Origin of the sequence: Pseudomonas sp. IT-P100, from assembly GCF_949767185.1 — a bacterium.
Lineage (GTDB): Bacteria > Pseudomonadota > Gammaproteobacteria > Pseudomonadales > Pseudomonadaceae > Aquipseudomonas > Aquipseudomonas fluorescens_B.
This window is the reverse complement of record NZ_CATKQK010000005.1, coordinates 83,667-102,188: the sequence shown is the minus strand read 5'-3', so window position 1 is coordinate 102,188 and position 18,522 is coordinate 83,667. Positions and strand designations below refer to the sequence as shown.

General features: G+C 58.9%; 15 protein-coding genes and 1 pseudogene. 5 read left to right on the top strand and 11 right to left on the bottom strand.

The genetic code is table 11. The features are described from left to right. Nucleotides 1-10 precede the first annotated feature (10 nt). Genes ACM6IQ_RS04380 through ACM6IQ_RS04360 form a run of 5 tightly spaced genes read left to right on the top strand, consistent with a single transcriptional unit; the run spans nucleotide 11 to nucleotide 9,360 of the window. Nucleotides 11-1,723, top strand: coding sequence for a DUF2138 domain-containing protein (locus ACM6IQ_RS04380; RefSeq protein ID WP_414878138.1), 1,713 nt, complete (start codon nucleotides 11-13; stop codon nucleotides 1,721-1,723). Beyond that, entirely contained in the window at nucleotides 1,708-2,358 is a 651-nt protein-coding gene (locus ACM6IQ_RS04375; RefSeq protein WP_414878168.1) for a DUF1175 domain-containing protein, read from the top strand. Before ACM6IQ_RS04380 ends, ACM6IQ_RS04375 begins: the two co-directional genes overlap by 16 nt. Beyond that, the gene (locus ACM6IQ_RS04370) at nucleotides 2,355-6,920 is read left to right on the top strand and encodes an alpha-2-macroglobulin family protein (protein WP_414878137.1); all 4,566 of its coding nucleotides are present in this window, start codon (nucleotides 2,355-2,357) and stop codon (nucleotides 6,918-6,920) included. Before ACM6IQ_RS04375 ends, ACM6IQ_RS04370 begins: the two co-directional genes overlap by 4 nt. Before the next feature lies 1 nt (nucleotide 6,921). Then, nucleotides 6,922-8,541 carry a DUF2300 domain-containing protein gene (locus tag ACM6IQ_RS04365; RefSeq protein WP_414878136.1) on the top strand — a complete coding sequence of 540 codons (1,620 nt, stop codon included), beginning with the start codon at nucleotides 6,922-6,924 and terminating at the stop codon, nucleotides 8,539-8,541. Nucleotides 8,542-8,544: 3 nt separating this feature from the next. Further along, nucleotides 8,545-9,360, top strand: coding sequence for a YfaP family protein (locus ACM6IQ_RS04360; protein ID WP_414878135.1), 816 nt, complete (start codon nucleotides 8,545-8,547; stop codon nucleotides 9,358-9,360). 244 nt (nucleotides 9,361-9,604) lie between these two features. Here ACM6IQ_RS04360 and ACM6IQ_RS04355 read toward each other — a convergent pair whose 3' ends face one another. From ACM6IQ_RS04355 to eutC, 11 genes and pseudogenes are all read right to left on the bottom strand, one after another. Next, nucleotides 9,605-10,690: a macro domain-containing protein gene (locus ACM6IQ_RS04355; RefSeq protein WP_414878134.1), complete on the bottom strand. Its 1,086-nt coding sequence runs from the start codon at nucleotides 10,688-10,690 to the stop codon at nucleotides 9,605-9,607. Then, complete coding sequence (locus ACM6IQ_RS04350) at nucleotides 10,687-11,331, bottom strand: DUF4433 domain-containing protein (protein ID WP_414878133.1); 645 nt, start codon at nucleotides 11,329-11,331, stop codon at nucleotides 10,687-10,689. The genes ACM6IQ_RS04355 and ACM6IQ_RS04350 overlap by 4 nt, the downstream gene beginning before the upstream one ends. Continuing rightward, nucleotides 11,328-11,900, bottom strand: a complete 573-nt coding sequence (locus ACM6IQ_RS04345; RefSeq protein WP_414878132.1) for a DarT ssDNA thymidine ADP-ribosyltransferase family protein — start codon at nucleotides 11,898-11,900, stop codon at nucleotides 11,328-11,330. Before ACM6IQ_RS04345 ends, ACM6IQ_RS04350 begins: the two co-directional genes overlap by 4 nt. Before the next feature lie 188 nt (nucleotides 11,901-12,088). Further along, nucleotides 12,089-12,682 (bottom strand): annotated as a pseudogene (locus ACM6IQ_RS04340) (restriction endonuclease). A gap of 11 nt (nucleotides 12,683-12,693) precedes the next feature. After that, the gene (locus ACM6IQ_RS04335) at nucleotides 12,694-13,008 is read right to left on the bottom strand and encodes a winged helix-turn-helix domain-containing protein (protein ID WP_414878131.1); all 315 of its coding nucleotides are present in this window, start codon (nucleotides 13,006-13,008) and stop codon (nucleotides 12,694-12,696) included. 649 nt (nucleotides 13,009-13,657) lie between these two features. Then, the gene (locus ACM6IQ_RS04330) at nucleotides 13,658-14,410 is read right to left on the bottom strand and encodes a S24 family peptidase (protein ID WP_414878130.1); all 753 of its coding nucleotides are present in this window, start codon (nucleotides 14,408-14,410) and stop codon (nucleotides 13,658-13,660) included. A gap of 226 nt (nucleotides 14,411-14,636) precedes the next feature. Next, nucleotides 14,637-15,164, bottom strand: a complete 528-nt coding sequence (ppa, locus tag ACM6IQ_RS04325; RefSeq protein WP_003205933.1) for an inorganic diphosphatase — start codon at nucleotides 15,162-15,164, stop codon at nucleotides 14,637-14,639. A 113-nt stretch (nucleotides 15,165-15,277) separates the two neighbouring features. Further along, a complete protein-coding gene (locus ACM6IQ_RS04320) occupies nucleotides 15,278-16,090 on the bottom strand; it encodes a zinc-dependent peptidase (protein ID WP_017341021.1) in 813 nt (270 codons plus the stop codon). A 3-nt stretch (nucleotides 16,091-16,093) separates the two neighbouring features. Continuing rightward, nucleotides 16,094-16,750, bottom strand: a complete 657-nt coding sequence (locus tag ACM6IQ_RS04315) for a DedA family protein (RefSeq protein WP_017341020.1) — start codon at nucleotides 16,748-16,750, stop codon at nucleotides 16,094-16,096. Between the two features lie 364 nt (nucleotides 16,751-17,114). Further along, complete coding sequence (locus ACM6IQ_RS04310) at nucleotides 17,115-17,576, bottom strand: GNAT family N-acetyltransferase (RefSeq protein WP_017341019.1); 462 nt, start codon at nucleotides 17,574-17,576, stop codon at nucleotides 17,115-17,117. Between the two features lie 114 nt (nucleotides 17,577-17,690). Beyond that, nucleotides 17,691-18,515, bottom strand: coding sequence for an ethanolamine ammonia-lyase subunit EutC (gene eutC / locus ACM6IQ_RS04305; RefSeq protein ID WP_414878129.1), 825 nt, complete (start codon nucleotides 18,513-18,515; stop codon nucleotides 17,691-17,693). Between the last annotated feature and the right edge of the window lie 7 nt (nucleotides 18,516-18,522).

Sequence of the window (18,522 nt, the reverse complement as noted above, 5' to 3'; positions counted from 1 at the left end):
TTTTGTGAACATGAGCGATAACACTGTTTCTCCGGCCGCCGAAACGCCTGCAGCCAAAACTCCTCGCCGCTGGCCGGCGCTGCTGGTCGGGCTGGTCCTGGTGGCCGGTGTCGCGGCCGGGTTGGGCTGGTTCATGCACAAACCCAAGGCGCCTCCGGCGGAGTTGGCCAGCGACAAACTGGGCATGAGCCGGCCGGACGGTCTGCTCGAAACCCACTCCTTGAGCCAGTTGCCCAAGGACTTGCTGGCGGTGCCGTTCCTCAAGGAAACCCTCACCGAAGATTTCGTCTTCTATTACGAAGCCCATGCCGATCGCCTTGGCTTGATCGGCAGTCTGCGCCGGATCATTTACGAGCATGACCTGAAGTTGCAGGACAGCCTGATTGAACAGCTTTTCGATCAACCGGCGGACGTAGCGCTGTGGCGCGGGGCGGATGGCCGTCTGAAAGATTTTTTGTTGGTGATGGATCGTGGTGGTCTGGCCAAAGTGCTGGAGCCGCTGGCGAAAGTGGCGCTGGATGATTCGCAGCTGACCCAGCTCAGTGAGATCAAGGTCGGCGGTGATGTGGTGCCGCTTTATCAGCTCACCTACAACCACAGCAAAGCGCTGCTGTTCGCCTCCCATGGCGACAAACTGGTGGTGCTGTCCAACCCGGCCAAACTCTACGAGACCGGCCACGGTCCGGTCGATGAACCCGGCATGGTCTCGACTGAATCGCTGGAAGCACTGCTTGGCGGGCAGAAACTGTTCCCCGAAGCCTTCGGCCTGCCACCCCGCGCCCCTGAAGTGAAACAACGCCTCTCGGTCAATTCCAGCGTCCTGGCCATGGGTTACCAGCGTTTCATCCCGAACTTCGCCGGCCTGCGTTTCGATATGGACGACAAGGGCTGGCACAGCTTCCTCGCCATGGACGAACTGGAAAACCAGCCGGACTTCGATTTCAAACCGATCTGGCAAGCCATGCCGATGGGGGCCAGCGCTTGTGTGGCGCTACCGCTCGCCGCCGAACAACAGAAACCGTTGCTGGTGAAACTCGGCGCCGAAGAAACCGTGGCCCAGGCCCTGACCGAACACATGGCCGGTGCTGCCGGCCTCTGCTGGTACGCCGATTCGCGGCTGTACACGCCGCTGCTGGTGGCCAGCCTGAACGATGATGACAGCGCCAAACTCGACGGCGACCTGGGCAGCCTTTTCGGTTCGATGGTCGGCGCCTACGAAGGCAACGTCGAAGAACACGCGTTCCCGGTGGTGGAAAAACAGGAAGGTGAACACCACCAGTGGCAGCGTCAGGTCAGCTCCAACTTCGGCCCTTACAAAGCCAAGGATGCTGAGAACCCGGACGCGATCACCGGCAAGGCCTTCATGAAAGTCAGCCTGGCGCGCCACGGTTCGACGCTGCTGTTTTCCCTCGATGACAAGCTGGTGGACAAAGCCCTCGGCACCCTCGACAAACGTTTCCCGCCGATGGCCGACGTGGTGCCGAAAGACCTGCTGATGCCGGTCTACTTCGGCCCGGATTCCATGGCGCAACTGATGCAACAGGAAACCCTCGACAGCCTGCCGCAGGACATGGAGCCGGTGTTCTATAACGCCGCGCAAACTTACCTGATCCCGAAACTGCGCAAGCTCGGTGGCTACGGAAAATACGCGCTGACGTTGCCGGAAGGCAGCGAGCCCGACGGCCACTGGCAATGGCTGCCACTGGAATGGAAAGCCCTGTGACCGCACTTATCCGAGGCCTCGGCCTGCTGGCGATGTTGCTCGGCAGTCGCGCATTTGCCAGTGACGCCGCGCCGCTCGACCCGCAGCAATCCCAGGTGTTTCGCGCCTGGTTCGTGCGCATCGCCCAGGAACAACTGACCCAAGGCCCGAGCCCGCGCTGGTATCAGCAGGACTGCGCAGGGCTGGTGCGTTTTGCCGCCAACGAAGCGCTGAAAGTCCATGACGACAAATGGCTGCGCAGCAATGGCCTGTCCAACCGCTACCTGCCGCCGGAGTTGCAACTGAGCGACGCCCAACGCGGCCTCGCCCAGCAATGGCAGCAGGGCGGCGGCAAGGTCGGGCCTTACGTCAACGCGATCAAACTGATTCAGTTCAACAGCCATCTGGTGGGCCGCGACGTGGCGCAAGCGCGGCCCGGCGACCTGATGTTTTTCGATCAGGGCGACGACCAGCACCTGATGATCTGGATGGGCCGCTACATCGCCTATCACACCGGCACTACCACCCCCACTGACAACGGCATGCGATCCGCGAGCCTGCAGCAACTCATGACATGGAAGGACACCCGATGGATACCCGACGCAGCCAACCCCAACTTCATCGGCGTCTATCGACTGAACTTTCTCTCCCAATGACCGGTGCCCGCATGCTGCGCTTTCTGTCTCTATTGTTGGTGTTGGTCCTGCCTGTTTCGGCAGTGAACGCCGAAGATACCGTCGAGCCGAGCGGCTACACGCCGGTGGCCGGTGAAAGTTTTTTCCTGCTGGCGGACAGCAGTTTTGCCAGTGACGAGCAGGCGATGGTGCGCCTCGAAGCGCCGGGCCGTGACTATCGCCGCTTCCGCATGGAGCCCTACGGCGGCGCGGACATTCGGGTGTATCGCATCGACAAGCCGCTGGATTTCCTCAAGCGCCAGAAGAACCTGCATCGCGTGGTCAGCGACGGCCAATTCAAGGGTGAAGGTCTGTCGAACACCCTCGCGTACCTGTGGGACAACTGGTACCGAAAATCCCGTCGCGTGATGCAGCGGGCGTTTTCCTACGAGTCGCGCAAACAAGTCACCGAGGAAGTACCTGAGCTGAAGATGGGCACCGCGATTGCCGCGCCAACGCCTTACGACGCCCAGCCGCAATTCGCACTGATTCCAGGCCTGCCGGTGGTCAGCCAGTTCCGTTATCCGCTGTGGCAAGCCAAACCGATCCAGCCACCAGAAGGCGTGAATCTGGCCGGTTCGTCCAGCGAGTTCGTCACTGTCGCGCCAGGCAACGTGTACATCCCGTTGGGCAACCTGAAGCCGGGCCTGTATCTGGTGGAAGCACTGATCGGCAAGTACCGCGCGACCACCATGGTCTTCGTCTCCAACACCGTCGCCGTGAGCAAGATTGCCGGTGATGAACTGCTGGTCTGGGCGGCGCGCAAACACGAAGGCAGTTCGGTGCCTAAGGTGAATGTGCTGTGGACCGATGGCCTCGGGGTAATGAGCAGTGGCGCCACCGACGCCGATGGTTTGCTGCGTCTGAAACACGTCAGCCCGGAGCGTTCGTTCGTGATCGGCGAGGACGAAGAGGGCGGGGTGTTTGTCTCCGAGAACTTCTATTACGACAGCGAAATCTACGACACCAAACTCTATGCCTTCACCGACCGGCCGCTGTATCGGCCGGGGGATTGGGTGTCGCTGAAAATCGTCGGTCGCGAGTTCAAGAACGCCCGGGATTCCGTGGCACCGACCGCTGCCGACGTCAACGTGACGGTACTCGATGCCACCGGCACCGCGCTGCAATCGCTGGCGCTGAAGCTTGATTCCAAGGCTGGCACTCAAGGCCGATTCCAGTTGCCGGATAACGCCGTGGCCGGCGGTTATGAACTGCGTTTCAGCTACAAGGACCAGGCCTACAGCAGCGCTTTCCGGGTTGCCGAATACATCAAGCCGCACTTCGAAATCTCGTTGAACCTGGCCAAGCAGGATTACCGCACCGGCGAGCCGGTCAAAGGCAGCCTGGTGCTGCTGTACCCGGACGGCAAGCCCGTCGCGAATGCCAAACTGACCCTGAGCCTGCGCGCCCAGCAACTGTCGATGGTCGATAACGAGCTGCAATACCTCGGGCAATTCCCGGTGGAACTGACCAGTACCGAATTGACCACCGACGCCAAAGGCAACGCGACCCTCGACCTGCCCGCCGCCGAGAAACCGAGCCGCTACATGCTCACCGTTTTCGCCAGCGATGGTGCGGCGTATCGGGTCAGGACCACCAAGGAAATCCTCATCGACCGGGGGGCCGCGAGTTTCAGTCTGCGGGCGCCGCAGCGCTTCAGTGCGGTGGGTGACAAGGTTGTTTTCAGCTACGCCAACGAAGGTGGCAGCGAGCAGAGCAAAGCGGTCACGCCGAGCGGCTACAGCTGGGTGCGTCTGGAAGATCAGAGCACCGGTGAAGGCAAACTTGCCGCATCCGATAAGGGCTTCACGCTGGCGTTCGAGCGTCCTGGCACTTACAACCTGACCTTGAAGGATGACCACGGTCGCGTGGTCGGCGCCACAGGCCATTCAGTCACCGGCGATGGCGTCAAAGCCGTGCCTGGCACCGTGGAAATCGTCCTCGACAAACCCGAGTACAAGGCAGGCGACGAAGCCCTTGCGCTGATCACTTTCCCGGAGCCCGTCAGCGATGCACTGCTGTCGCTTGAACGGGACAAGGTCGAGGCGACTGCGCTGCTGTCCAAGGGCGGTGACTGGCTGAAGATGGAAAAACTCAGCGACACCCAATACCGAGCACGCATCCCGGTGAAGGACAATTTCGCGCCGAACCTGACGTTCTCGGTTCTGTACACCAAGGGCGGTCAATACAGCTTCCAGAACGCCGGCATCAAGGTGATTGCGCCGCAGATCGACGTGGCTATCACCACCGACAAAGAAGCGTATCAACCGGGCGATACCGTGTCCGTCGACCTCACCACCCAATTCGCCGGCAAGCCGATTCCGGCGCACCTGACGGTCAGCGTGGTCGACGAAATGGTCTACGCGCTGCAACCGGAAGTCGCGCCGACCATCGACCAGTTCTTCTACCATCCACGCCGCAACAACGTGCGCACCAGCGCCAGTCTGTCGTTCATCAGTTACGACGTCGCGTTGCCGGGCAGCCCAGGCGCGCCGGGCAAAGCCAATCGCAGCGAGCGAGGCGTGAAAGTGCTGGAGCGGCCACGTCGTGAAGACGTCGACACCGCCGCATGGCAGCCGGAATTGATCACCGACGCCAACGGCAAAACCCGCTTCACCTTCAAGATGCCGGACTCGCTGACCCGCTGGCGCATCACCGCGCGAGCCATCGCCGATGACGGTCAGGTCGGGCAGAAAAAGCAATTCGTGCGCTCGGAAAAACCGCTGTACCTGAAGTGGAGCGGCCCGAGCAAATTTCGTACGGGCGACAAGCCGGATCTCGGTGTGTTCGCCTTCAGCCAGGCGGACAAACCGGTCAAGGCTGAGCTGGTGATTCATTTCGCCGGTGCCGAACAGCGGGTGCCGGTGACGCTGAACAACGGCATCAACTACGTCGCGTTGCCGGCGTTCGACTTGGCCACGGGCGAGTGGACCGCCGAGTTGGTGCTGGACGGCAAAACCGCTGACGCGCTGGCCGTGCGCCTGACCGCGACCGGCGAAGGCTGGCAGGTCACACAAAGCCAAAGCCTGGACGTGGCCAGCGGCGACACGCCGCTGACCTTGCCGGTGGACGCAACGGACATTCGCCTGCGGCTGGATGACAGCCCGCAAGCGATGTTCCGCTCGGCGCTCGACGATCTGTTGAGTTATCCGTACGGCGGCGTCGAGCAGACGGCCAGTCGTTTGCTGCCGTTGAGCATCGCGTACCCGACCTTGTCGTCGAACCCGCAGATCCGTGATCGCTTGCGGTTGATCATGCAAAACAGCCGTCTGCGCCTGGTGCAAATGGCCGGGCCTTCGGCGAGCTTCACCTGGTGGGGCATGGACGGCGAGCCGGATGCGTTTCTCACGGCTTACGCGTATTACGCCGACTGGCACGCCAGCAAAGCCTTGGAACTGAGCCTGCCGCCGGAGCATTGGCAGCGGGTGCTGGAGGTCTATTCGAAACAGGCCAAAAATACGCCGCTGTTGCAGAGAGCGCTGATCCTGTCGTTCGCCAAACAGATGCAATTGCCGGTGAACACCTTGCTCAGCGGTTTGATGGATGATCTGGCGAAAGCGGGCGAGGGCAACGCCGCGAACCTGATGGAGGATGGCGAAGACAGCCTCGTCATGAGTGATCCGGATTCGGCGCTCGGGTTGGCGGCTGCGCGTGCGTTGACGGCATCGTTGGCTCGTCAGTCCAAGGTGACATTGCCCGATGCTTTCAATCGTCAATTGGCCGATGCGCAACAGCGTCTGGCGGTCAGTTCCCAGCCGTTTGCCGAAGCGTTGAACCTGTCGTTGCAAGCCTTCGATCAGGCTCACGCGCAAGCCTTGTTGCAACGTCTGTTGCCGCAGCAATCAACCCTGGAGCGCGCGTTGGCGCTGACCTGGTTGCAACGCAGCATCGAGCAGGCTTCGCCGACCATCGCACTGGCACCGGGTGACGGCTGGAAGAAAAACTACGGTGATACCGGTGAGATGTATTGGACGTGGCAGGGCGCTGCGCCCGTACCGGCAGTGTTGTCGCTGACCGGGACGCAAGAGCGCCCGTTGCGGGCAGCGTTGAGTTTCCAGACTAAACAACCGCCGGTTGATCCGATGGCCGTGACCATCACCCGTCGCCTGTCGCGTCTGGTGCCGGGTGACGCGGCCTTCACCTTCAAACTCGAAGCGGTTGGCAGCAAGCCGTTGTCCAGCGACAGCCTGTATCTGGACGAAGTGATCATCACCAGCAAAGCCGCCAAGCCGCTGCGTTACGGGATGATCGAAGTGCCTCTGCCGCCGGGCGCGGATGTCGAGCGCACCACGTGGGGCATCAAATTGATGGGCAAGGCCGGTACTGAACCGACTGCGCTGGAGAAGGCGCGCTTCGAACCGGGTCAGATGGCTTACGCGATTCCGGTGGACGCCCTGAGTGGTGAATTGCGGCTGCGTCATCTGGTGCGCTTCTCGCAGAAAGGCCAGTTCAACCTGCCGCCAGTGCGTTTCACTCAGGTCTACGCGCCACAGCATCAGGCTCTGGAACAGAAACCGGCGCTGGGTCAGGTCACGGTCAACTGACATGACCCGACGTTTGGTCTGGTGGCTGCTGTGTTTGATCCCTGCGCTGGCGACAGCGCAGGACGAACCGTTGCGACTGGGCTTCAAGGGTGAATTGCTGGCGCTGAGCCCGACTCAGGTGATTTCTCGCGAGCCTTTGCCCGACGCTTTGCAGACGCCGTTGGGCAGTGTGTGGAAGTTGTTTGTCTACGGCTGGCTGGTGGACACCGGTGCCCGAGAGCCGGCGTATGAATGTCGCGGGCAGTCGAAAGAAGAAGTTTATTGTTGCACCGCGGACGGCAAGATCGAACGTGATCAGGCGCTGGTGAAGTCCTGCGGTTTGTATTTTGAGCCTGCTCGGTTGGGTATTTCCGGCACAGGTTGGCGCACGTATTGGCAGGCACGGAAAGCGCCCGAGTGGCTGCTGGACTTGCCTTCGTTGCAGCCGTCCACGCGGGTTTCGGTGGTGGAACTACTGCGAATGTTGGCCGTGATGCCCGCACAGGATCAGGCGCGGCGGGTGTTGCTTGATGTGGTGTTGAATGCCGCTGACGGCAATGTCGTCGGCGAACTCGGTAGCCGGTTGCGGGTGAAAACCTGGAGCTGGTTGGGTGATCACGATCCATCGTCGCGTCAGGGTGGGTTTGCCGGTTGGACCGTGGATGGCACGCCGATCTGGGCCGGTGGGCGCGGGACCAGTCAGATGGTTCTGCGCAATTACGGTCAGGCGTTGGCGTCGGTGTTGCCGGTTGATTGGCCGTTGGATGCGGGGCGCTGCGTTGAAGTCGGCTTGTTTTCTCGTTATCCGATTGGACGCGTTCTGGCGGGGGATAGGGTTGTGTCTTCCGGGCCTTTGCAGGGCGACTATCGCGTTGAATTCGCCAATGGCAATCAACTGGATATTCACAGCGACGGTGAGCTGTTTTTGGTGGGCGACAATCTGGTCGCCCGTCTGGATCGCGAAGAATACGTCGCCCGAGTGCTGCAACGGGAAGCCAAACCTGAACCCGCCGAAGCCGCCAAAGCCCTGGCCGTCGCCATTCGCACCTACCTGCTGCAAAACGCCACCCGCCACGGCGACTGCCTGAGCATCGACGACAGCAGCAGTCGCCAGCGGGTCGCACCACGCCCGGCCACCGCCGAATCGCGCCACATCGCCGCGTGGACCAGCGACCTCGTCCTCGCCGGCAGCACCGTCACCTACCACTCCGACCAACCCGGCCCGGACAAACTCTCCTGGCAACAAGCCGTCGAGCAAGCCAACGCCGGCCAACGCTACGACGCCATCCTGCTGCACGCCTACCCGCGCGCCAGCCTCAGCCGCTGGGACAACCCCGTCGCCTCCTGCGACGTACTGCCCGCCGCGCAAGACTGGCTGCAAACCCAACGCCGCGGCTGGCGTGCGCGATTGGACAGCGAGGTCGGCTACAACGAAGTCAGCACGTTCGCCGTCTGCCGCCTCGCCTTCGGCCGCCCCTATGTCGACCGAGAGCGTCAGCGCATCTACGTGCGCGGCGTGCTGTCGCTGCAAGACCGCCTCGACCTGACCCACGAATACCTGCACCTGGCTTTTGAAGCTCATCCCAACGGCCAGGATGAAACCTACATTGAAGGGCTCGCCCGCCACCTCTTGCTGGAATAGGCCATGAAACTCCGTTATCCACAGGTCTTCCTGTTCCTTTGTTCTGTTTGTATGTTGCCGACGGTTTCCGCGGCTGAAAGCGCCGCCAAACTCGACACCCCCGTCGGCGGCTGGCGCACCGGTGCGGTCGAGGGCGAAGGCGAAAACTTCCGCCAGACTGTCAACTACCCGGCTTCCTCGGTGAACACGCCGGCAGGACAGGCCAACACCGCACGCATCACCGGCCAGATCAAAGCCACACCCAAGTCCACTGAACCCGGCCGATTGATCGTCAACGGCGTCAGCATGCCGCTGAAGATCGACTCCGCTGGCCGCTTCGATCGACCGTTCTCCTTCCCCAACGGCAGCAACAGCGTCGAAGTCCGCAGCCCCGATGGCCAGCAGCGCCACCGCACGCAATTTCTCAATACCAGTGGCGGCGCCACCCCGGCGAAATTGCGCGTGTTACTGGCCTGGGACAGCGACGGTACGGATCTGGACTTGCACCTCGTCACGCCCGATGGCGCGCACATCTGGTATGGCGATCGGGTTGTGGCGAATGGTGCGGCGCTGGATGTGGACGTGACGACGGGGTATGGCCCGGAAATTTTTGCCATGCCAGCGCCGATCAAGGGGCAGTATTTGGTGTATGTGAATTACTTCGGGGGCGGGTATCGCAGTGATGAGGACGGGCAGGAAAATGCGGTTCAACCGCTGACCACGGCGCAGGTGACGGTGATTACGGAGGAGGGGACGCCGGACGAGAAGATGGAGACTTTTCTGGTGCCGATGCGGGCGGTGGGGGAGTTGACGTTGGTTCAGTCGTTTAGTTATCCGTGACGGGGAAAGGTCACGGTGCTGCAGCGGGTATCAAATTGTGCAGCAGCTTGCTGCACAATTGCTTGAGTGCAATCAGGCAGAATTGGTCAGCAGGCTGCTGACCAATTCGGAGTGTTCAAACGTCGTCTAATTTGGCGGCTGAACAGTCGAGATGATCCAGGCGTACCGTTACTCGCTGAGGTGCTACAAGCTGCTACCTAGCTGTCCAACTGTTTTTGGACAATCATCGTTGGTAGTGAGGTTATCAGGCAGCCATTTCAGGATTAAAACTACTGGATGTCAGACGTTTGAGTGCAATATCAAGCGACGTATCGTCGAACAGCTTGCTCTTGCGAGCGGCAGCACCAGCTCCGCCGTCCCAGTGCTTCAACGCTTCGCGTAAGGCAGGAACGGTCGGGGATACCTTCTCCTGACTCAGCAACCAATCGACTGTCGCCAGCAATTCCATGCCGAAGGGCGACTCAAAGCCGTCGATTAACTCAGCAGTGCGCTCCAAGGCTTCGGAATACTCCTTGGCCTCTGTCTTTAGATATGTTTGTAAAAAGGCTTTGCGCTCTTGGTCAAACCAGATCACATCACTGATACCCGCATCACTGATGCGCTTGTCACAATGCAAATAGCTGCCATCCAGGTTATTGAGCAGATGCTCCAACCGATTGGCATATGGCCCATATTTATGAGCAACAAACTTAAGATTCAGTGGGTTTTCAGTGTCTGGTAGCTTCTCAATGGCACGCTCCAGGAACCAGGCCAGCTTCTGAATCTCAAGCAGGCTGCATTCCATACCCAAAACCCAGTAGCGTCGGACCAATTCAGCAATGAGTGCACGAGCTGGTGTGAGCTTTTCCACACCGTTACGCTTGGCGACATTCAGATACTGGTTGGAAGGCTCGAATACCAACACATCGACATCCAGATCACTCAGTACATCAACAATCTGTTCGCGAACTTCTGGCCATTTCAAACCACCATTGCCCGCACCTAGCGGTGGAACTGCCACGGACTTCACGTCGTTTTCAATCAGGAAGCGACGCAGATCGTGCAAGCCTTCGGTAATCCACGCCATCTGCGACGGTGATCGCCAGTGACGTTTGGTAGGAAAGTTTACGATCCAGCGAGGACCGTCGAGCTCGTTGACTGCCGTTACATGAACCTTGCCTGTCACAACCTCATTAGCCTTGCAGGCCGCCGAATACAGACGGTAATTCTCCGCGAAGCGTTCTTTGAACATCAGCGCGATACCTTTGCCCATCACACCCACGGTATTCACAGTGTTGACGAGGGCTTCGGTTTTGGCTTCCAAAAGGTTGCCTTGGGTAAATTTGATCATTGGAAATACCATCCCGGACGCGCATGAACAGACAGCGTCAGGCCTCTAGCGGCCACGTCCTGCTCTATGCGTTCTTTCATTGCATCGGTGTAGCACATGATGCCAAGGAGTCCTGTAATCGGTAGGTGATGGTGAATCAGCGCTTCGGCCTGATAACGCTCCATCTTTCGAGGGTCATCAGGATCACGTTTGAAGTCGCGCCGTTGAAGGATAGACCAATCGATCTCGCCGAGATTCGCCAAGTCGCTGTAATAGTCTGTCCAATCCGGGTAGGCATGTGCGTTTGTGAAGACAAACGGTAGGCCCAGCTCTTCAACGCGGTAGAGACTGGAGACGAGAATTACAATCTCGTCGTTTTTTCGCTGCTGAACGCTCCACCCGGAGTGAATGTTTTTCATCATCACAGAGAAGGGTGTGAAATAGAAGGGTACGTAGTCGGCCAATACGCCCGCTGGGGGAATAGGAACACAGCGATTCCGGCGCTTGTCGATCAAGTCAGCGTTGCCAATATTCACGTACTGCGGTGCCTTCGCATCGGAGCTGGCGCAATGCAACCCATTGTCCAGAATCCAAGGCAGGTTATCGCGGTGGACGATCCGCCAAATCAGAGCCTTCTCTGGATTCAGACTGCTGTAAATCATCTAAGAAACATTCCCCGATTCACTCCGATTTGTACAGTAACACCGGCCTCGCGCATTTTAGTCTCGCAGAGGGTCTCAATCTCGGCATTAGAAACAAAAATTTTGAAGAAATCGTCAGGGGAAACAATATCGGGAGACAGGCACTCTGCCATGCAAATGCTTTTGCAGTGTGGATCGTGGTAGTCCCTTTCATTCATGACGTCCCAATTGATAGCCTCGAAGCCTTCGGCGTAGTCGAGTAGCTGAATGGCATCATTAGCCAACGGATGGTGAGGAATGACCTTCCAATTGTTCCTAATGGCGAAGTTTCGATGGACCGAGATCACGACGAATTGGGATTCAGGTCTACTGCGCTGGACGCTCCCATCGAACGGGTTCGCGGCGAACCAGTGAAAGGGGACGTAACGCTCTAAATCAAGAGCCTGTCTTTTTCTCAGGATTTCCGCATCAGCCACGTCTGCGAACGCATCGAGTTGCGCTCGTGGCTTCAGGCCGTTCTGAAAAATGCTGCTCAGATTATCAAGAGAGGTGAGGTGGTAGAGAAGTTTTTGTTCCTTGATGTCCGGCATGTTGGTCTCCTTGACCTATGCATGAGCTGAATTGGCTTCATCCCTGCTAACTCTTCCGTGCCAGTAACGACCTTGGAGAAGAACTCATACATTAGTACGGTTCGGCAGGACGCTTTGCGTGATTCTATGGTGATATCACTCAGGCCCACAAGCGTCATCGGGGGATGCTATGTTCGCCAGACTCACGCTCACTCCTCATCAAAATAATCACGATCCAGCGCCGGCAACCGCAACAATCGCGACGTAACGCCCACCTCATGATCCATCATCAGATGTACCAGTCGCGTGCCATCCACCAACACAATCCCGTCCACCGATTTGGCAAAGTCGACAGCGTGTGCCGTGAAACCGGAGGTGGTGATGAACACCCCACGCTTAGCCTTTTGCCCGGCGAGTGCACCGTAGAATGCCTGCAACTCAGGGCGGCCTACCGTGTTCTGCCAGCGTTTGGCTTAAACGTAAACCTTTTCCAATCCCAGTTTGTCGAGGGAGATGATCCCATCAATGCCGGCATCCCCAGACCCACCGACACGCTGCAAGTCATTGCGACTAGCGCCGTATCCCAGGCGATGAAGCACATCCAGCACAATCACTTCGAAGCGGTTGGGGCTGACCTGTAACAAGTTATCCAAAAGGTCGGCGGCTGTGGCGTCGCGCAATTCCTGGAGGGCTTGTTCAAGCCGATCATCCGGGCTGGCGGTGGCGGAGGTGGCGTCAGGTTCGACAGGCGTTTCGTCATCAAGCGGGGCGGCGTCAGGGGCGACTTTCAGCTTCACATTCATATAGCCAATGGCTAAATGCTCCACTTCATCGGAAGGCATGGGAGCAGGGTGGTCCTTGGCGTAGGCCACACCCGCGTCAGTAATTTCCAATACCCGCGTTTGGCACTGCTGGAAAGGCCAGCGCGCTTGAGCCGATCGTGCGCCCAACCCGCTCTGTTCTTATAGGTCGTCTGCCCACTGGCTATCAGTTCCTCACGCTGCTCTAAAGTCAGTTGCAACATTTTTGCTGCAGCTTCATAGGCATCCCTAGCGGGAACTCCATCGGGTTTCGTGGCGAGAAACCGCAGAATCGGCTCGATGAACTGATCGTAAGTTGGAACGGACATGGACGCTTCCCTGTGATAGCTAGGTATTGGGCGGGTCGCGGGCGAGTATAAGTTAACGACCGCTTAGGTATCCCTCACGAGTGAGCCGTTGATGCTGAGAAAGCGTAAGTCACTGTGTCTTGGGTAGCCTGTCGACGTAGAACAGAGCTTTGTGAAAGTAGGACGAAACTGTTGATTTGGCAAAAGCAGAGAGTTTCAGAAGTGCGAGTGACTTCCCGCAGACATTAAAAAGCCGGCTTGTGGCCGGCTTCTCGGGGACTGGCTTGGTTCATTTTTGGTAAACCGCGCCAGCCTTCAAAACGTACACCCGGATCTTGCGTCCGGCTGTGGGACTCGGCGAGAAAATCATCTGCCTTGTCGGTGCGATCGGAGCCGCGGGGCGGGTCGATGCGCAAATGTGGGGCGCAGCATACTGATTTTTTTGGAGAATTCCCAGCTTGGTGTGCGACCTAGAGCTATTCCCGTGACTTGTAGGAGCTGGCGAAGCTGTGGCGAGGGGATTTAGCGAAGCGTCGCACCGCCCCGTTCGGCGGCGAAGCCGTCGTTATTCATTGGGCGCGGTGTGGCAGGAACAACAGGGGCCGCTTCGCAGCCCGACGGGGATAAATCCCCTCGCCACAGCTTCGCCAGCTGCTACACGGTTATGTGTTTACAGAAAGGGTATAGGTGGCCTGCGTTTGTTCAGGGTCGACCACCAGAACACCCATCCCAGCACCCTGATGTTTTCTTCTTCGATTTGCGGAGGTCTGATGACCTCGTCCGGGTATTCGGCGCTGTTGTGGCTGCGCATGCGAATCGCGTTGCCCGGCACCCGGCTCAGGTACTTGATGCGCAACATGCCGTCGTGCTCGATGGCGTAGATCTCTCCGTCGACAATTTGCGTGAGCCCGCGATCAATGGCGACGATGGAGCCGTCTTCGATTCTTTCGGCCATGCTGTTGCCGACCATCCGGGCGCAGATGGCGTCGGCGTGATTGATTTCCAGGGAGTCGAGATCGCTTCGTGGCAGGCGGATCGATTCGCTGGGGTCTTTGATGACGTGGGTTTTGTCAGCGCCGGGTGTGATGGCCGTTTCTTTGTAAAAGGGCAGTTCGATGTCGACGGGTTCGATGACCCGATAGGTGCCGCGGATCGACTGGGCGTCGAAGGCGTTGCCGGAGTCGTCGACCAGACGTAATTCCCTGGCGTCTTTTGGCCCTTCCCCGGTTTTCAGCCATTCGCTGTTCACGGAGAGTCTTCTGGCGACATCCTCCATGCGGTAGTCGGGCACTCCGCGGGAATACCAGTTGTGGACAGTTTGAGGGTCGGAAATGCCCAGGAATTCGGCAAATCTCGTGGTCGTGATTTGGACCTCTTTCAGGAGCATTCTGAATCGTGGGCCGCAGGTTTTGTTCTTTTTCATAAACACGAGTCTAGCCGCGCGGCATAAGGCTTTGATTCAACAAAACGTTCAAATTTGACGTGAAATTTAAGTCTTGATGTAAGACGTCTTTGGTAAGAATTAAACAAGGAAAAACCGCTGCACCCGCCAGTTAAACGTGCTGTTTAAGCTGATTCAAACACGCACAAAAAACCCCGGATCAACCGGGGTTTTTTCAAGTCGTCAGTGGCGCAAGGCCAGTGGCGTCTCAGCCTTTATAGGCAGCAACCGACTTGGTGATCGCTTCGCGGGCGGCGTCTGCACCGGCCCAGCCTTCGATTTTCACCCATTTGCCTTTTTCGAGATCTTTGTAGTTCGCGAAGAAGTGCTCGATCTGCTGAATCAGCAGGGGTGGCAGGTCGGTGTATTCCTTCACGTCGACGTACAGCTGGGACAGCTTGTCGTGCGGGACTGCGATGACTTTGGCATCGCCGCCGCCGTCGTCGGTCATGTTCAGGATGCCGACCGGACGGGCGCGGATGACGGAGCCTGGAGCAACCGGGTAAGGGGTCACGACCAGCACGTCGAGGGGATCACCGTCGTCAGCCAGGGTGTTCGGGATGTAACCGTAGTTGGCCGGGTAGAACATCGGGGTGGCCATGAAACGGTCAACGAACAGGCAATCGCTGTCTTTGTCGATTTCGTATTTGATCGGCGCGTGGTTGGCCGGAATCTCGATCGCGACGTAGATGTCGTTCGGCAGGTCTTTGCCAGCCGGAATCTTGCTGTAGCTCATTGGGCGGTGCCCCCGTTAGTTGACCAAAAACACTTGGCCGGATTGACCAAAAAGTGGCGGCGATTATAGGCATATTCCGCCGTCGATGCCATGCACCAAGGGTCTTGTAGACCTTAGTCGCGTGCCTGATAGACCGGGTCTTCGGCCAGAAGTTGCCGCAGCCGGGCCAATGGGTCCTGTCGGTAAAACAGCTTCAGCTGTTCATACACCCGAGGATACGCCTCGTGCAGCAAATCCGGAGCGCTGAAGAAGTATTCGCTGGTCACCGCAAAGAACTCGGCGGGGTTTTCCGCCGCATACGGGTCGATGGCGGTTTCGGCGTCAGGGTTGCGCTCCAGTTGCCGGTCGAGGTCGTCGTAGGCCTCTTGCATCACCCTGGCCCAGTCGCTGACGCGCATGTCGGCGTGCAGCGGCGGCAGGCCATTGGCGTCGCCGTTGAGCATGTCGAGTTTGTGCGCGAGTTCGTGGATCACCAGGTTGTAGCCCTCCCAGCCGCCACTGGCCATCACGCCGGGCCAGGCGAGGATGATAGGGCCTTGCTGCCAGGCCTCACCGCTGTGCTCGCCGTCCCATTCGTGCTCCACGCCACTGGCGTCGCGATGGCGCTGGGGGCTGAGGAAGTCGTCGGGGTAGAGGACGATTTCGTGAAAACCCTGATACCAGTTCAGATCGCCCAGGTTCAGCAAGGGCAATTGCGCCTGGGCGGCGAGCAGCAAGCGCTGTTCCTGATGGAGTTCGACGCCGGGCAGGGCGGTCAGGTGTTTGTCTTCCAGGAACAACACACTGGCCTCGCGCAGCCATTGGTCTTCAGCGGCGCTGATGCCGTCGAGAAAACTCAGGTGATGGCGCACCCGCTGCCACATGTCATCGGCAATCGGGTGTCTGGCGAGAATGCGCCGGCGACGCCAGGCGCTGAGCGACCACATCGCTCAGCGGGGTTCGGCTTTGGAGGCGGAGCTGCCGAAGCGGCTGCGGACCAGGCCAATGATCATTGGCACCAGCGACAGCAGGATGATGGCCACTACCAGCAGCGACAGGTTTTGCTTGATGAACGGAACGTTGCCGAAGAAGTAACCGAGGGTCACCAGGCCGCCCACCCAAAGGATGGTGCCGAGGACGCTGAAGGCAAAGAAACGCGGATAAGGCATTTTTGCCACGCCGGCGACGAACGGTGCGAAGGTGCGGATGATCGGCAGGAACCGCGCCAGGGTCACGGTTTTGCCACCGTGCTTGTCGTAGAAATCGTGGGTTTGTTGCAGGTAATCGCGACGGAAGATTTTCGAGTTCGGATTGCTGAACAGACGTTCGCCTGCCGTTCGTCCGATGACGTAGTTGGTGCTGTCACCGAGGATCGCCGCGAGCATCAGCAAACCGCCCAGCAGCACAGGGTCCATGCCGCCACCCGCCGCCACGGCACCCGCAATAAACAGCAAGGAATCACCCGGCAGGAAGGGCATCACCACCAGGCCGGTTTCGCAGAAGATCACCAGAAACAGAATGGCGTAGATCCATGGCCCGTAGTTGTTCACCAGCAAGTCGAGGTAAACATCGAGATGCAGGATAAGGTCGAGCGGGTTGAAATCCATGGGGGGCACCTGTGGTGACGGCCCGACTCGGCAGGCCTGTGCGGATGACTTCGCGTAAGGCTACAGACGGGTGTAGTTTTTCTTACAAGCCGGAAAGGTCGGCATTATACGGGCTGGAAAGTGAAAAGCGCGTCGAGTTTGTAGCGGGGGATGTCGTTCAAATCACAGTCCGACAGGCTGCACACACCACCTGTGGCGAGGGAGCTTGCTCCCGCTGGAGGGCGAAGCACTCCCAGAGCCTGAGTTCGCGGTCAGTCAGGGGAATTACATTGGCCGATTTTACGACGGCTGCGCAGCCGAGCGGGACGGTGCGGCGATCCGACGAGCTCCTTTGCCACAAAGAGCTCGCCACAGCGTGGAGGGGTTACAGCTCGTCGCTGATCGGCAACACGTAGTTCTTGAACTCGGTGTCTTCCTTGAACCCGATGGATTCGTAGGTTTTCTGCGCGATCTGGTTGTCGCTGCTGGTGGAAACGCGCATGCGCACGGCGTTGGTTTCCTTGGCCATTTTTTTCGCGGTGCGCATCAGATTGTCGGCGACCAACTGACGGCGTGCGTCTTCAGCGACGTAGATATCATTGAGGATCCACACGCGTTTGAGCGAAAGCGACGAAAAGCTCGGGTACAGCTGACAGAAACCCATCAGCTTCTTGTCGTCGTCATCGGCCAGGGCCAGGTAGATCACCGATTCCTTGCGGCGCAGACGTTTCTCGAGGAACGCCCGGGACGAGTCCGGATACGGCAGGGAACCATAAAACTCGCGATATTTGACGAACAACGGGGTCAGCAGGTCCAGGTGTTCGAGGGTCGCTTGAATAATCCGCATCGATAGGTCTCGTCTTCAAGTGGCTGTCTTGCTCTGACGGCGAACGGTTCTCACTCGGGCAGCCGTGTTTCGATCCTGCCTGAAACCGAATGAGAAACGCAATGCGGAAACGGTTCAGGCCTTCGGCGAATTCAGTAGGAAATTACCTTTGATGTCCGCTCCTGCGTCCGACTCCAGCGTCAGAAGCTGCGCTTCGTCCTTCAGGTTGACCCCCGACAGCTGCCGTCGACAGGCTTCACGCATCAAATAAAGCAAACGGTGTGCCGCCATGCCATAACTCAAGCCTTCCAGTCGCACATTGGAGATGCAGTTGCGGTAAGCATCAGTCAGGCCGACCTTTGGACTGTAGGTGAAATATAACCCCAGGCTGTCTGGCGAGCTGAGTCCAGGGCGTTCGCCGATCAGGATCACCACCATTTTTGCGCCCAGCAGCTCACCAATTTCATCGGACACAGCGACCCGGCCTTGCTCTACCAGAATCACCGGAGAAACCGTCCAGCCATCGACTTCGATCTGCTCTCGCATGCGCGCCAGGAAGGGCGCCGTGTGACGGTGCACAGCCAGTGCCGACAAACCATCGGCCACGACAATCACCAGATCGACGCCGCCGGGATGGGCTGAAGCATGATTGCGCAAGATTTGCGCCGACTCATCGCTCAATTTCCGCCCCAGGTCAGGGCGCTGCAAATAAGTGTCCCGGTTTGCGGCGGCGCTGTGCAGGAGCACACTTTCGTATCCGCACTCGGCCAATTGGGCGGTGAGCCCGGCATGGTCGAAGGGCAGGTGCACCGCGTCCCGGGCCTGGGCGTGGGCGTACTGAAAATCCAGCTGTGCGCTGGTGGGCATGCTGGTGCCGGTGCGGCCCAGGGCAATCCGCGCCGGGGTCAGGCGCCGCAGTGCCAGCAATGGATTTTCTGCATTAACAGGCGGTTTGTCCATTTCGACA